The sequence below is a fragment of the Variovorax sp. P2_H12 genome (assembly GCF_056403395.1).
Genome location: NZ_JBFUFO010000025.1, coordinates 173,703 through 186,737, shown reverse-complemented (window position 1 = coordinate 186,737; position 13,035 = coordinate 173,703). Strand labels below are relative to the sequence as shown.

General features: G+C 67.2%; 15 protein-coding genes. 8 read left to right on the top strand and 7 right to left on the bottom strand.

The genetic code is table 11. The annotated features are described in order from the left end of the window. Window positions 1–6 precede the first annotated feature (6 nt). Complete coding sequence (locus AC1DYK_RS19990; RefSeq protein WP_478167881.1) at window positions 7–483, bottom strand: molybdenum cofactor biosynthesis protein MoaE; 477 nt, start codon at window positions 481–483, stop codon at window positions 7–9. A 251-nt stretch (window positions 484–734) separates the two neighbouring features. Between AC1DYK_RS19990 and dapA the strand changes: the two genes are divergently transcribed. After that, entirely contained in the window at window positions 735–1,625 is an 891-nt protein-coding gene (gene dapA, locus AC1DYK_RS19985; RefSeq protein ID WP_478167880.1) for a 4-hydroxy-tetrahydrodipicolinate synthase, read from the top strand. Here the strand turns inward: dapA and AC1DYK_RS19980 are convergent. The 6 genes from AC1DYK_RS19980 to AC1DYK_RS19955 are packed head-to-tail and all read right to left on the bottom strand — an operon-like array spanning window position 1,612 to window position 7,733. Continuing rightward, window positions 1,612–1,863, bottom strand: a complete 252-nt coding sequence (locus AC1DYK_RS19980) for a MoaD/ThiS family protein (RefSeq protein WP_478089931.1) — start codon at window positions 1,861–1,863, stop codon at window positions 1,612–1,614. The two genes, dapA and AC1DYK_RS19980, sit on opposite strands and share 14 nt — an antisense overlap. A gap of 2 nt (window positions 1,864–1,865) precedes the next feature. Next, a complete protein-coding gene (locus AC1DYK_RS19975) occupies window positions 1,866–3,113 on the bottom strand; it encodes a molybdopterin molybdotransferase MoeA (protein ID WP_478167879.1) in 1,248 nt (415 codons plus the stop codon). Beyond that, on the bottom strand, window positions 3,106–3,651 hold the full coding sequence (mobB, locus tag AC1DYK_RS19970; protein ID WP_478156521.1) for a molybdopterin-guanine dinucleotide biosynthesis protein B: 546 nt from the start codon (window positions 3,649–3,651) through the stop codon (window positions 3,106–3,108). The genes AC1DYK_RS19975 and mobB overlap by 8 nt, the downstream gene beginning before the upstream one ends. A 12-nt stretch (window positions 3,652–3,663) precedes the next feature. After that, the gene (locus AC1DYK_RS19965; protein WP_478167878.1) at window positions 3,664–5,160 is read right to left on the bottom strand and encodes a threonine synthase; all 1,497 of its coding nucleotides are present in this window, start codon (window positions 5,158–5,160) and stop codon (window positions 3,664–3,666) included. Beyond that, complete coding sequence (locus AC1DYK_RS19960; protein WP_478089935.1) at window positions 5,160–6,482, bottom strand: homoserine dehydrogenase; 1,323 nt, start codon at window positions 6,480–6,482, stop codon at window positions 5,160–5,162. The genes AC1DYK_RS19965 and AC1DYK_RS19960 overlap by 1 nt, the downstream gene beginning before the upstream one ends. Before the next feature lie 27 nt (window positions 6,483–6,509). Continuing rightward, the gene (locus tag AC1DYK_RS19955) at window positions 6,510–7,733 is read right to left on the bottom strand and encodes a pyridoxal phosphate-dependent aminotransferase (RefSeq protein ID WP_478167877.1); all 1,224 of its coding nucleotides are present in this window, start codon (window positions 7,731–7,733) and stop codon (window positions 6,510–6,512) included. Window positions 7,734–7,800: 67 nt separating this feature from the next. Between AC1DYK_RS19955 and AC1DYK_RS19950 the strand changes: the two genes are divergently transcribed. The 7 genes from AC1DYK_RS19950 to AC1DYK_RS19920 all read left to right on the top strand — a co-directional run bounded on the left by AC1DYK_RS19950 (window position 7,801) and on the right by AC1DYK_RS19920 (window position 12,942). Further along, complete coding sequence (locus AC1DYK_RS19950; protein WP_478156523.1) at window positions 7,801–8,184, top strand: Mth938-like domain-containing protein; 384 nt, start codon at window positions 7,801–7,803, stop codon at window positions 8,182–8,184. A 133-nt stretch (window positions 8,185–8,317) separates the two neighbouring features. After that, window positions 8,318–8,794: a peroxiredoxin gene (locus tag AC1DYK_RS19945; RefSeq protein WP_021006537.1), complete on the top strand. Its 477-nt coding sequence runs from the start codon at window positions 8,318–8,320 to the stop codon at window positions 8,792–8,794. Between the two features lie 190 nt (window positions 8,795–8,984). After that, window positions 8,985–10,730 (top strand): PhoH family protein, encoded by a 1,746-nt coding sequence (locus tag AC1DYK_RS19940; RefSeq protein ID WP_478167876.1) that lies wholly within the window; start codon window positions 8,985–8,987, stop codon window positions 10,728–10,730. A gap of 145 nt (window positions 10,731–10,875) precedes the next feature. Then, window positions 10,876–11,250 carry a VOC family protein gene (locus AC1DYK_RS19935; RefSeq protein WP_478090847.1) on the top strand — a complete coding sequence of 125 codons (375 nt, stop codon included), beginning with the start codon at window positions 10,876–10,878 and terminating at the stop codon, window positions 11,248–11,250. 14 nt (window positions 11,251–11,264) lie between these two features. Next, window positions 11,265–11,714, top strand: coding sequence for an EVE domain-containing protein (locus tag AC1DYK_RS19930; protein ID WP_478167875.1), 450 nt, complete (start codon window positions 11,265–11,267; stop codon window positions 11,712–11,714). 20 nt (window positions 11,715–11,734) lie between these two features. After that, window positions 11,735–12,190, top strand: a complete 456-nt coding sequence (locus tag AC1DYK_RS19925; RefSeq protein WP_478167874.1) for a GyrI-like domain-containing protein — start codon at window positions 11,735–11,737, stop codon at window positions 12,188–12,190. A 56-nt stretch (window positions 12,191–12,246) separates the two neighbouring features. Continuing rightward, complete coding sequence (locus AC1DYK_RS19920; protein WP_478167873.1) at window positions 12,247–12,942, top strand: helix-turn-helix transcriptional regulator; 696 nt, start codon at window positions 12,247–12,249, stop codon at window positions 12,940–12,942. Window positions 12,943–13,035 lie beyond the last annotated feature (93 nt).

Below are 13,035 nucleotides of genomic sequence, written 5' to 3'. Positions count from 1 at the left end.
TCGGGGTTAAGCGTTGCTGATGGTGATGCCCCAGCGCGCCATGGCCTCGTCGTCCGTGGCGCGCGCATCGACCCAGCGGGCGCCCTCGGGTGTTTGCTCTTTCTTCCAGAAAGGCGCCTGTGTCTTCAGGTAGTCCATCAGGAATTCGCAGGCCTGGAAGCTCTCGCCGCGGTGCGCCGAGGTCACGGCGACCATCATGATCTGGTCCTGCGGCTGCAGCAGCCCGACGCGATGGATCACGCGGGCGCCGAGGATGTCGAAGCGCCGATGGGCCTCGTCGATCATGGCCTCGATGGCCTTCTCGGTCATGCCGGGGTAGTGCTCGAGTTCCATCGAGGCCACGGTGCTGCCGTCGTTGCGGTCGCGCACCGTGCCGATGAAGCTGCAGACCGCACCGACCCGGGCGTCGCCGGCGCGCAACGCGGCAACCTCCTTCTGCAGGTCGAAGTCCTCTTTCTGAATCGAAACGCGTGCGGGAGTCATGACCGGATTGTGGCACCGCGATACACTCGCGCGATGCCTTCCAGCGCCCTGCAATCCCGCCTTTCTTCTCGCGAAGAAGCGGCCTGCACACGCCTGCAAGGCAAAGCCGAAAAACCCGAGCTCGTCTGACCGGAGCTTCGGTTCCGTCGTCGGATGAGCGACGGAACTGCAAGGCCTCTGGCCAGAGTGGGTGGCGTGCGCGCATTCGACGGTGGTTTCCTCCATCGGTCGACCCCTGAAAGGACCACTGCGTGCAAGACTCTCATTCACCCTCCCCCGATTTCTCGGGCCTCTGGATTCCGCTCGTGACGCCGTTGCGCGACCACGCGGTCGACCATGCCGCGCTGGCGGCACTGGTCGAGCGGCTGGCGCCCACCGGCATCGCGGGCTTCGTCGTCTGCGGCTCCACTGGCGAGGCGGCCGCGCTCGACGCCGACGAGCAGTTGGCCGTGCTGGCCACGGTGGCCCGGGCGGCCCCCGCGCTGCCGCGCATCATGGGCCTGTCGGGCTACCACCTGGGCAAGACGCTGGGCTGGGTGCGCGAACTCGGCACGCACGGTCTGGCCGGTCTGCTGGTGCCGGCGCCGAGCTACATCCGCCCCTCGCAAGCCGGCCTTGTCGAATGGTTCGGCGCCATCGCCGACGCCAGCGCGGTGCCGCTGCTGATCTACGACATTCCCTACCGCACCGGCATCGCGATCGAGCGCGAGACGCTGCTGGCGCTCGCGGCCCATCCGCGCATTCGCGCCATCAAGGACTGCGGCGGCGACCTGCCAAAGACCCGCGCGCTGATCGCCGACGGCCGGCTGCAGGTGCTGGCGGGCGAGGACGCGCAGTTGTTCAGCACCGTGGCCGAAGGCGGCGCCGGCGCGATCGCCGCGAGTGCGCACCTGCAAACTGGGCGCTTCGTGGCGGTCTTGCGCCTGCTCGGCGAAGGTCGGCTGACAGAGGCGCGCGCGCAGTGGCAGCCCCTGCTGCCGCTGATCGAAGCGCTGTTCGCCGACGCCAACCCTGGCCCCTTGAAGGCGGCACTGGCCGCGCAAGGCCTGCTGCAGGACGAGTTGCGTTCGCCGATGACGCGCGTCGCGCCCGAGCGGCGCGCGCGCCTGCTCGCCACGCTGGAAGCGCTCAGCCGCCCGTGACCGGCGGGAAGAAGGCGACCTCGCTGCCCTCGCGCAGCAAGGCGGCCTCGCTGCTCATGATCTGGTCGAGCGCCATGCGCACCGCCCGGCCACGCGCCAGGGCGCTCGCATGCGGCCCGCCGCGCGCGATCAGTTCGTCGCGCAGCGCGCCCAGGTCGGACGCCGCGGTGTCGACCGTTTCGCCGCCGGTTCCGAGCGCCTCGCGCACCGAGGCGAAGTAGCGAACATGGACTTTCATCTTCAACCCAAGAGCGAAGCGAAGGGAATGAACTGCACCGTGTCACCGGCCTTGAACGGCTGGCCCGCGGGCGTGTCGATCACGCCGTCGCCCCACACCATCGAGGTCAGCACGCCGGAGCTCTGGTTGGCGAACAGGTCGAGGCCGCCGGCCGCGTTGCGCCGCGCGCGCAGGAACTCGCGCCGCCGGTCGGCCCGCGGCCAGTCGAAGTCGGCGCGCATCGCGATCGGCTCCGGGGCCACGCGATTCGCCCCCTGCAAGGTCAGCAGGAAGGGCCGCACCAGCAGCAGGAAGGTCAGGAAGCTCGACACCGGATTGCCTGGCAGGCCGGTCAGGTGCGCATCGCCGATGCGGCCGTAGGCGAAGGGCTTGCCCGGCTTCATCGAGAGCGACCAGAGATCGAGCTGTCCGAGGTGCTCGACCGCGCCCTTGATGTGGTCTTCCTCGCCGACCGACACGCCCCCGGTGGTGATGATCAGGTCGTTGCTGAGCGAGGCTGCGCGCAGCGCCTCGATGGTCGCCTCGCGCCGGTCCGGCACGATACCCAGGTCGCTGACCTCGCACCCGAGACGCACGAGCAGCGCCCGCATGAAGAAGCGGTTGGAGTTGTAGATCGAACCCGGCTTCATTGCCCCGGGCGCCACCTCGCCGGGCATCACGAGTTCGTCGCCGGTCGACAGCAGCGCGACCCTCGGCCGCTTCGCCACCTGCAGGCGGTCCAGCCCGACGCTTGCGGCCAGGCCCAGGCCTGCGGGCGTGAGCCGTTCGCCGCGGGACAGCACCACGTCGCCGGCCGCGACATCCTCGCCGGCGCGGCGGATCCACTGGCCCGCAGCCGGTGCGATGTCCATGCGCACGCGGCCCAGGCCGCCTTCTTCCGGCAACGCGGCCGTGTCTTCCTGCATCACCACCGCGTCCGCGCCCTCGGGGATCTGCGCGCCCGTGAAGATGCGCGCGGCCGTGCCCGCGGTCAACGGCGTGCCCACGCTGCCGGCCGGGATTCGCTGGGCCACCCGCAGCATGACGCCGGCCGTGGCGCAATCGGCGCTGCGCACCGCATAACCGTCCATCGAGCTGTTGTCGCGCGGCGGCACGGTGAGCGCCGACACCACGTCCTGCGCCAGCACGCGGCCATCGGCCTCGAAGGTCGACACGCTTTCGGTGTCGACGCGCGGCGTGGCGGCCGCCAGCAGCCGCGCGAGCGCCTCGTCGAGCGGCATCAGGGGCGGACGGTTGGAAGTGCTAGCCATGGTGCTCCACCTTGTAGTCGAAACGGTCGGCATGTCGCAGCAGCCAGTCGCCGATGCCATCGACGTCGTCGAGGTCAAAGATCGGCAACTCGGTCGGCCGCGGCAGCCCTGCGGGATCGTCGGTCGCGACGCCGACGATGAACGGGTCCTCGATGTAGCGCGCCGGCCGCGCGACCTCGCCGGCCGCGGGCGCGCGCCAGATCTCGATCTTGCGCAGGTCGCTGTGCTTGAAGCCCTCGACCAGCACCCAATCGACGCCGGCATCGAGCTCGGCGATGAGCTCGTGCACGCCGAGCTGGGTCGGCCGCTCGAACTCGCGAATCAGCGCCAGCCGCTTGTCGGATGCCACGACCACCTCGAACGCGCCGGCCTCGCGATGCCGGAACGTGTCCTTGCCCGGATGATCGATGTCGAACTTGTGGTGCGCATGCTTGACCACCGAGACCCGCTGGCCGTGCAGCTTGAGCACCGGGATCAATCGCTCCACCAGCGTGGTCTTGCCCGCGCCCGAGTAGCCGGCGAAGCCGATGACTTTCATGTGCCCGCCACGTCAGTCGCAGTTCTGTGCAATGTAGGCCTTGACCGCCTCGGCATCGGCCGGCAGCTTGACGACGCGCTTCGGCAGCGCTTCGATGCCTTCGAAGCGCGCGGGTCGATCGGGCTCATGGCCCAGTGCCTCGACGATGGTCTCGGCGAACTTGATCGGCAGTGCGGTCTCCAGCACGATCATCGGCACGCCCGGCACGAGATGCTCGCGCGCTGCCTTCAGGCCGTCGGCGGTGTGGGTGTCGATCAGCGTGGCGAATCGCTTGTCGGTGTCGCGGATGGTCGCCAGCCGGTCGGCGTGGGTGCTGCGGCTGCTCGCGAAGCCGAAGCGGTTCGCGGCCCCGGCGAAGGCCGGGTCTGCGCTGAGGTCGAACCGGCCGGCGCTGCCCAGTGCGCCTTCGAACAGCGCGCGCGTCTTGGCGGCGTCGCGGCCGACAAGGTCGAACACGAAACGCTCGAAATTGCTGGCCTTCGAAATATCCATCGACGGGCTCGAGGTCTCGTGCGTGTCGGCGGCCGAGCGCACGCGGTAGACGCCGGTGCGGAAGAACTCGTCGAGCACGTCGTTCTCGTTGGTCGCCACCACCAGCGTGCGGATCGGCAGGCCCATCATGCGCGCCACGTGGCCGGCGCAGACGTTGCCGAAGTTGCCCGAGGGTACGGTGAAGCTGACCTGCTTGTCGTTGAAGCCTTTCATCGCCGGGCCGCCCCAAGATGAAAGAGCCCCCTCGGGGGGCAGCGAGGACACGCCAGTGCCGAGCGTGGGGGCCGATGTCGCCTGGAAGTAACCGGCGAAGTAGTACACGACCTGCGCCAGCAAGCGCGCCCAGTTGATCGAGTTGACCGTGCCGATCTTGTACTTGCGCTTGAAGGCCAGGTCGTTCGACACCGCCTTGACGATGTCCTGGCAGTCGTCGAACACGCCGCTGATCGCGATGTTGTGGATGTTCGCATCCTGCAGGCTGAACATCTGGGCCTGCTGGAACGGGCTCATGCGGCCGTCGGGCGAGGTCATGAAGACCCGCACGCCCTTCTTGCCGCGCATCGCGTACTCGGCCGCGCTGCCGGTGTCGCCGCTGGTGGCGCCGAGGATGTTGAGTTGCTCGCCGCGGCGCCCCAGTTCGTACTCGAACAGGTTGCCCAGCAGTTGCATCGCCATGTCCTTGAAGGCCAGCGTGGGGCCGTTCGACAGGGCTTCGAGGTAGACGCCGTCCTCGAGCTCGCGCAGCGGGACGATCTCGTCGGTGCCGAACACCTCGGCGGTGTAAGTGCGGGCGCAGATCCCCTTCAGGTCGTGCTGCGGAATGTCGTCGATGTAGAGCGAGAGGATCTCGAAGGCCAGGTCGGCATAGGGCAACCCGCGCCACTTCGCGAGCGTGGCCGCATCGACCTTCGGATACTGCTCGGGCAGGTACAGCCCGCCGTCGGGCGCGAGGCCTTCCAGCAGGATGTCGCAGAAGCGGCGGCGGTCCGGATGGCCGCGCGTGGACAGGTAGCGCATCAGGACAGCTCTTCCTTGCGAATGCGCACGATCGGCGCCAGCACGGTCGGCAGCGCTTGCAGGTCCGCCAGCGCGGCGTCGAGCGTGCCTTCACGCGTGTCGTGCGTGAGGATGATCAGATCGGTCTGGGTCGAGCCTTCGCCGCCCACTTCGTCGGCCTCGCGCTGCAGCACGGCGTCGATGCTGATGCCGGCGCTCGCCAGCAGGCCGGTCACCTTGGCCAGCACGCCGGCCTCGTCGGCCACGCGCAGGCGCAGGTAGTAGCTGGTGACGACCTCGGCCATCGGCAGGATCTTCAGGTCGCTCATCGCGTCCGGATGGAAGGCCAGGTGCGGCACGCGGTGTGCCGCATCGGCGGTGTGCAGGCGCGTGATGTCGACCAGGTCGGCGATCACCGCGCTGGCGGTCGGCTCGCTGCCGGCGCCCTTGCCGTAGTAGAGCGTGGTACCGACGGCATCGCCATTGACCACCACCGCGTTCATCGCGCCCTCGACATTGGCGAGCAGGCGCTTGGAGGGCACCAGCGCCGGGTGCACGCGCAGCTCGATGCCCTGCGCCTTGCGCTTGGTGATGCCGAGCAGCTTGATGCGGTAGCCGAGCTGCTCGGCGTACTTGATGTCCTGCGCCGCCAGCTTGGTGATCCCCTCGACGTGCGCACGGTCGAACTGCACCGGAATGCCGAAGGCGATCGCGCTCATGAGCGTGACCTTGTGCGCGGCGTCGACGCCCTCGATGTCGAAGGTCGGGTCGGCCTCGGCGTAGCCCAGGCGCTGCGCCTCCTTCAGCACGGTGTCGAAGTCCAGGCCCTTGTCGCGCATCTCCGACAGGATGAAGTTGGTGGTGCCGTTGATGATGCCGGCGATCCACTGGATCGAGTTGGCCGTGAGGCCTTCGCGCAGCGCCTTGATGATCGGGATGCCGCCGGCCACCGCGGCCTCGAAGGCCACCATCACGCCCTTGGCATGAGCGGCCGCGAAGATCTCGGTGCCGTGCACCGCGAGCAGCGCCTTGTTGGCCGTGACCACGTGCTTGCCGGCCGCGATCGCCTCCAGCACCAGCGCCTTCGCGATGCCGTAGCCGCCGATCAGCTCGATCACGATGTCGATCTCGGGGTTGGCGATCACGGCGCGCGCGTCGCCGACCACCTGTACGCCCTCGCCGACCACCGAGCGGGCACGCGCGGTATCGAGGTCGGCGACCATGGTGATCTCGATGCCGCGGCCCGCACGGCGCTTGATTTCTTCCTGATTGCGCTGGAGCACCTGGAAGGTGCCGCTACCGACCGTGCCGATGCCGAGCAGGCCAACTTGGATGGGTTTCATTCGATTCGTCTTCTGGAGCAATGGGGCTCAGGCGCCCCGGTTTCGATAGCGTTCGAGGAAGCCGGCGATGCGGCCGACGGCCTCGCGCAGGTCCTCTTCGTGCGGCAGGAACACGATGCGGAAGTGGTCGGGCGTGGCCCAGTTGAAGCCCGTGCCCTGCACCAGCATCACCTTGGTCTCCTTGAGCAGCTCGAGGAAGAACTGCCGGTCGTCCTCGATCGGATAGACCTTCGGATCGAGCTTCGGAAACATGTAGAGCGCCGCGCTGGGCTTGACGCAGCTCACGCCCGGAATCGCCGTGATCAGCTCGTAGGCCAGGTCGCGCTGCCGGCGCAGGCGCCCGCCCGGATGGACCAGGTCGTTGATGCTCTGGTAGCCGCCCAACGCGGTCTGGATCGCCCACTGGCCCGGCACGTTGGCGCACAGCCGCATGTTCGAGAGCATGTTGAGGCCCTCGATGTAGTCACGCGCCATCTTCTTGTCGCCCGACACCACCATCCAGCCGGAGCGGTAGCCGCAGGAGCGGTAGCTCTTGGAGAGCGAGTTGAAGGTCAGCGTCAGCACGTCCTTCGACAGGCTGGCGATCGCCGTGTGCTTGACATCGTCGTACAGCACCTTGTCGTAGACCTCGTCCGCGAAGATCGCCAGGCCGTGCTCGCGCGCGATCGTGACGATGCCCTTGAGCAGATCGTCCGAGTACAGCGCGCCGGTGGGATTGTTCGGGTTGATCACCACGATGCCCTTGGTGCGCGGCGTGATCTTGGCGCGGATGTCGTCCAGGTTCGGCATCCAGCCGTTGTCCTCGTCGCACAGGTAGTGCACCGGCCGGCCACCCGAAAGGCTCGCCACCGCGGTCCACAGCGGATAGTCGGGCATCGGAACCAGCAACTCGTCGCCGTCGTTGAGCAGCGCGTTGGTGGCCATCGCGATCAGCTCGCTGGCGCCGTTGCCAAGATAGATGTCATCGAGCGTGACGCCCGCGATGCCCTGCTTCTGGGTCTCGTGCATCACCGCCTTGCGCGCCGCGAAGATGCCCTTGCTGTCCGAGTAGCCGGCCGAGGCCGGCAGGTTGCGGATCATGTCCTGCTGGACCTCCTCGGGCGCATCGAAGCCGAACACCGCCAGATTGCCGATGTTGAGCTTGATGATCTTCTGGCCCTCTTCCTCCATCTGCTTCGCGGCGTCCATGATCGGGCCGCGGATGTCGTAGAGCACATTGGCCAGCTTGGCCGATTTCTTGAGCGGTTTCAAAGTCCCTCCAAGGGGGTCTGCGCAGGGGAAAACCTATAATTTGACCACAGATCACCCCCCCTCCTCGATGAAGCTACAGCCCGACAAATCCGACGTCCAGACCCTCACTGCACACGGCCCGGGCTGGGTCGCCATCAACAACGAACGGGTCGAATCCAGCGTGGTGGTCGGTTCCCGCGGCGAGCGCTTCGAGTGGGATGCCGGCGAATTCGGCCAACTCGGTGCGGAGCACTTCGCACAACTGGCCGCGCTCGGCGCCGAACTGATCATTTTCGGCAGCGGCAAGCGCATCCGATTTCCGCAACCCGCCTGGCTCCAGCCGCTGATGGCGCAGCGCATCGGCGTCGAGACCATGGACACGCCGGCGGCCTGCCGCACCTACAACATTCTCGCGAGCGAAGGCCGCCATGTGGTCGCCGCACTCCTGATCGAGAAGCCCCAAGGGCAATAGGAGGCATTTCGGGGTAAAATTGCGGGTTGCGAACCGGTGGCTCGCCCTCCTCAGTTAGCAACGACCAATCCTCCATGGTCTCGACGGGCTTCGACCGGGTCGGGCATGGAATCAAACGGAGAAAACAAGATTCATGGCGATCGTTGTCAACAAACCCATCCCCGAATTCGACGCCAATGCGACAGGCGGCCTGAAGGTCTCGAACACCTCGCACCTCGGCCACGTGCTGGTCATGTATTTCTACCCCAAAGACAATACCCCTGGCTGCACCACTGAAGCAATGCAGTTCCGTGACCGCTACAAGGACTTCGAAAAGGCCGGCGCCACGGTATTCGGTGTGTCGCGCGACAACATGAAGTCGCACGACGAATTCAAGGCCAAGCTCGAACTCCCCTTCGAGCTGATCGCGGACACCGAAGAAAAGATGTGCCACATGTTCGGTGTGGTCAAGAACAAGATCATGTACGGCAAGAAGGTCAAGGGCATCGAGCGCAGCACCTTCCTGATCGGCGCCGACGGCGTGCTGAAGGCCGAATGGCGGGGCCTGAAGGTCCCGGGCCACGTCGACGACGTCCTGAAGGCGGTCAAGGCGCTCAAGAAAGCTGCCTGAAGCCTGAATTCGTGTGGTTTTGCGCACTCGCGTTGGCGAAGCGCAACGATCACCGGTTGCGTCACGTGCGATGTGCATAATGGCTTCATGCCGTTGAGCTCCACGACCGCATCCACCGAACAAAGCCGCCCTGGTCTTCAGGCGGCTTTTTCGCTTTCTGGCACCCTTCCTTTTGCGAGCGACACCCCCCATGCCTCTGCCTCCCGCCCCCACGAAACGCGCCGCCCTGCTGTCGCCGGACGCGCACGACGCGCCCGCCCGTTCCTCGCAGGGACGCAACGGTCGCCGCTCGTCCGACCGCAGGACTGAACAAAGCGGCTCGAGCGGGCCCCAGCCGCTCGAATTGTTCGATCGCCACGTCGCGGAGGCCGGCGGCCCTGTCGAGCCGCCACCGCTGCCCGCCAAGGCGAAGGCGCCGGCCCGCCCGGTGCCGGAGCCCGCCGTACAGGTCGAGACGCGCGCCAAGGCCGTCCCTGCCCCTGCGCCCCAAGCGCCGGCGCGTCCCAAGCGCAGCAAATCCAACGGCCCGGCCAAGCTCTTCGTGCTCGACACCAATGTGCTGCTGCACGATCCGATGTGCCTGTTCCGATTCGAGGAGCACGACATCTTCCTGCCGATGATCGTGCTGGAAGAGCTCGACGGCCACAAGAAAGGCACCACCGAGGTCGCGCGCAACGGCCGCCAGACCAGTCGCACGCTCGACGCGCTGGCCGGCGCCCAGGGTGCCGACATCGGCAAGGGGCTGAAGCTCGACACCACCGGCCACCGCGAGGCCGGCGGCAAGCTGTTCTTCCAGACCGCCCCGCTCGACTACACGCTGCCAACCAGCCTGCCGCAGGGCAAGGCCGACAACCAGATCCTCGGCGTCGTGCAGGCACTGCGCGAGCTCTACGCCCAGGAGGCGCCCGGCCGTCCGAAGCAGGAGGTGGTGTTGGTGTCGAAGGACATCAACATGCGCGTCAAGGCACGCGCGCTCGGCCTCGCGACCGACGACTACCAGAACGACAAGACGCTGGAGGACGGCGACCTGCTCTACGCCGGCTCGCTCGCGCTGCCGGCCGATTTCTGGACCCGCCAGAGCAAGACGATCGAGAGCTGGCAAAGCGGCAGCAGCACCTTCTACCGGATCAGCGGCCCGATCGTGCCCAACCTCTTCATCAACCAGTTCGTCTACTTCGAGGCTCCCGGCGAGCCCAGCATGTATGCGCGCGTGACCGAGATCCGCGACAAGACCGCGGTGCTCAAGACGCTGAAGGACTACGGCTCGGCCAAGAACGCGGTCTGGGGCGTCAATACACGCAATCGCGAGCAGAACTTCGCGATGAACCTGCTGATGGACCCGGAGGTCGACTTCGTCACGCTGACCGGCACCGCCGGCACCGGCAAGACGCTGATGGCGCTGGCCTCGGGCCTGACGCAGGTGCTCGACGACCGCCGCTACACCGAGATCATCATGACCCGCGCGACCGTGAGCGTGGGCGAAGACATCGGCTTCCTGCCCGGCACCGAGGAGGAGAAGATGGGCCCCTGGATGGGCGCGCTCGACGACAACCTCGAGTTCCTGGCCAAGGGTGACGGCGGCGGTGCCGGCGAATGGGGCCGCGCGGCCACCAACGAGCTGATCCGCAGCCGCATCAAGATCAAGAGCATGAACTTCATGCGCGGGCGCACCTTCCTGAACAAGTACGTGATCATCGACGAGGCGCAGAACCTGACGCCCAAGCAGATGAAGACGCTGGTGACGCGCGCGGGCCCGGGCACCAAGATCATCTGCATGGGCAACCTGGCGCAGATCGACACGCCCTACCTCACCGAAGGCTCGTCGGGACTCACCTTTGCGGTCGACAAGTTCAAGGGCTGGCCGCACAGCGGGCACATCACGCTGGCGCGCGGGGAGCGCTCACGCCTCGCCGACTTCGCCAGCGAAGTTTTGTAGCTCGCCCCCAGGTTGCCCGGCGTTTTACGAATGGGCCTGCGCTGCGCGCGGGCCTTTTTTTTGGTCTGCTGAAGGCTCCTGACAATACGTTGTCAGGAGGCTCCGCGCAGCATGGAGGCTTCAATCACTGACACAGGAGAGCACCATGACTGCCACCACCATCAACTGGTTCGAGATTCCCGTTGCGAACCTCGACCGCGCGCAAGCCTTCTACGAGAAGGTGCTCGGCCGCACGCTGAAACGCGAGGCCATGGGCGGCGACCCGATGGCGATCTTTCCCTATCAGGAGCCGGCCACCGGCGGATGCCTGATGGCCGGCGGCCCGCGCGCCGCAGCGGCGGGCAGCGGCGTGCGGATCTATCTCGACTGCATGCCGAGCATCGACGCCGCCCTGTCGCGCGTCGCCGCGGCAGGCGGTGGGATCGTGACGCCGAAGACCGCGCTGCCGGAGGGCATGGGCTTCTTTGCCGTTCTGCGCGACACCGAAGGCAACGAAGTGGGCCTGCACGCGCTGGCCTGAAATCGGTGACAGCCATGACCCACAGGAACTTGATCGCCGTCGCCAGCGCGGAGCATGCGCGCCGCGGACGCGACAATGCCGAAGGCGGCTTCATGCAGGTCGGCCACGGCAAGCTTGCACCGCTCAAGCGCATCAAGGCCGGCGACCATGTCGCCTACTATTCGCCGACCACGGTACTGGGCGGCGCCGACAGGCTGCAGAACTTCGTGTCGATCGGCGTCGTGCACGGCGACGAGCCCTACGAGGCCGACATGGGCAACGGCTTCGTGCCATGGCGACGAGACGTGCACTACGCCGCCGCCAGCGAAGCGCCCATCCTGCCGCTGATCGAACAGTTCGATTTCGTCGAAGACCCGAAGCGCTGGGGCAGCAAGTTCCGCTTCGGCATGTTCGAAGTCAACGACCACGATTTCCGCCTGATCGCGGCGGCCATGAAGGCCGACCGCAAAGGGCTCAACCTCTGAATGCCATGATGGAGAGAACCATGCAGCCCCAACTTCAGCGCCTCGATCCCTTCAAGGTCGCCGGACTCACCGCACGCACCACGAACCGCGACGAGAGCGACCCCGAGGCCGCGCGCATCGGCACGCTCTGGAACCGCTTCTTCGGCGAGCGCGTCTACGAGACGACGCCTCACCGCATCGACGACATGCGGCTCTACGGCGTCTACTCGGCCTACGAGACCGACGCGCACGGAGCCTTCGACATCACGACCGGCGTCGCGGTGGCCGATGGCCCTGCGACGGTGCGGATCGAGGGCGGCGACTACCTGGTGTTCACCGGGCAAGGCGAAATGCCGCAGATGGTGCTCGCGGTCTGGCAGGCGATCTGGCACTATTTCGACGCTCACCCGGAAATCCGGCGCCGCTACCAGAGCGACTTCGAGGCCTACAGCGGGCCCGACCAGGTCGCCATTCACATCGGAGTCCTGACGGACTGAAAAAGCTCGCGCTCCTCGACTTCGAAACCAGACTCCTGGGAAGCTGATCCCGATCCATGCGCCGTGCCGACCGCTTGTTCCAGATCGTCCAGATCATTCGTGGGCGGCGGCTCACCACCGCCGCCTTCCTTGCGCGCCGTCTCGAGGTCTCCGAGCGCACGGTGTACCGCGACGTCGCCGACCTGCAGCGCCAGGGCGTGCCGGTCGAGGGCGAAGCGGGCGTCGGCTATCGCCTGGGCGCGGGCTTCGACCTGCCGCCGCTGATGTTCACGCAGGACGAGGCCGCGGCACTGGTGGCATCGGCACGCCTGGCGCAAAGCTGGGTCGACGCCGCGATGGCGCGCGACATCGAATCGGCGCTCGGCAAGATCCTGTCGGTGCTGCCGCCGGCGGCCCGGGTATCGGCCGAAAGCCTGGCGCTCTACGCCCCCGCCTACGTGCTCGACGCCGGCACGCGGTCGCGGCTGCAGACGCTGCGCGAGGCCGTGCAGTCGCGCCACAAGCTGCGCATGGACTACCGCGACGTCGCGGGCGCCCCCACCCAGCGCACGGTGCGCCCGCTGGGCTGTTTCTACTGGGGCAAGGTCTGGACCTTCTCGGCCTGGTGTGAACTGCGCAACGACTTCCGCGGCTTCCGGCTCGACCGCATCGACGCCATCGAAGTGCTGCCGGAGCGTTTCAGGGACGAGTCCGGCAAGACCCTGGCCGACATGCTGCGCCAGCTCAAGGCCGATTCCGGCGGGACCGCCTAGATGGCCCCCACGCTCTTTCACTTCGTGTGGTCGCCGCCCCCCGAGGGGGAAGCAGCAGGCCGCCCGTCTGTGCGAAGCGCGGACTTCGCCGCG

Bases quoted from the DNA above. Each gene is read 5' to 3' on its own strand.
- AC1DYK_RS19990 (WP_478167881.1), bottom strand. From the start codon at position 483: ATGACTCCCGCACGCGTTTCGATTCAGAAAGAGGACTTCGACCTGCAG.
- AC1DYK_RS19975 (WP_478167879.1), bottom strand. From the start codon at position 3,113: ATGGCTAGCACTTCCAACCGTCCGCCCCTGATGCCGCTCGACGAGGCG.
- AC1DYK_RS19960 (WP_478089935.1), bottom strand. From the start codon at position 6,482: ATGAAACCCATCCAAGTTGGCCTGCTCGGCATCGGCACGGTCGGTAGC.
- AC1DYK_RS19945 (WP_021006537.1), top strand. From the start codon at position 8,318: ATGGCGATCGTTGTCAACAAACCCATCCCCGAATTCGACGCCAATGCG.
- AC1DYK_RS19950 (WP_478156523.1), top strand. From the start codon at position 7,801: ATGAAGCTACAGCCCGACAAATCCGACGTCCAGACCCTCACTGCACAC.
- AC1DYK_RS19920 (WP_478167873.1), top strand. From the start codon at position 12,247: ATGCGCCGTGCCGACCGCTTGTTCCAGATCGTCCAGATCATTCGTGGG.
- AC1DYK_RS19940 (WP_478167876.1), top strand. From the start codon at position 8,985: ATGCCTCTGCCTCCCGCCCCCACGAAACGCGCCGCCCTGCTGTCGCCG.
- AC1DYK_RS19935 (WP_478090847.1), top strand. From the start codon at position 10,876: ATGACTGCCACCACCATCAACTGGTTCGAGATTCCCGTTGCGAACCTC.
- AC1DYK_RS19965 (WP_478167878.1), bottom strand. From the start codon at position 5,160: ATGCGCTACCTGTCCACGCGCGGCCATCCGGACCGCCGCCGCTTCTGC.
- mobB (WP_478156521.1), bottom strand. From the start codon at position 3,651: ATGAAAGTCATCGGCTTCGCCGGCTACTCGGGCGCGGGCAAGACCACG.
- AC1DYK_RS19980 (WP_478089931.1), bottom strand. From the start codon at position 1,863: ATGAAAGTCCATGTTCGCTACTTCGCCTCGGTGCGCGAGGCGCTCGGA.
- AC1DYK_RS19925 (WP_478167874.1), top strand. From the start codon at position 11,735: ATGCAGCCCCAACTTCAGCGCCTCGATCCCTTCAAGGTCGCCGGACTC.
- AC1DYK_RS19930 (WP_478167875.1), top strand. From the start codon at position 11,265: ATGACCCACAGGAACTTGATCGCCGTCGCCAGCGCGGAGCATGCGCGC.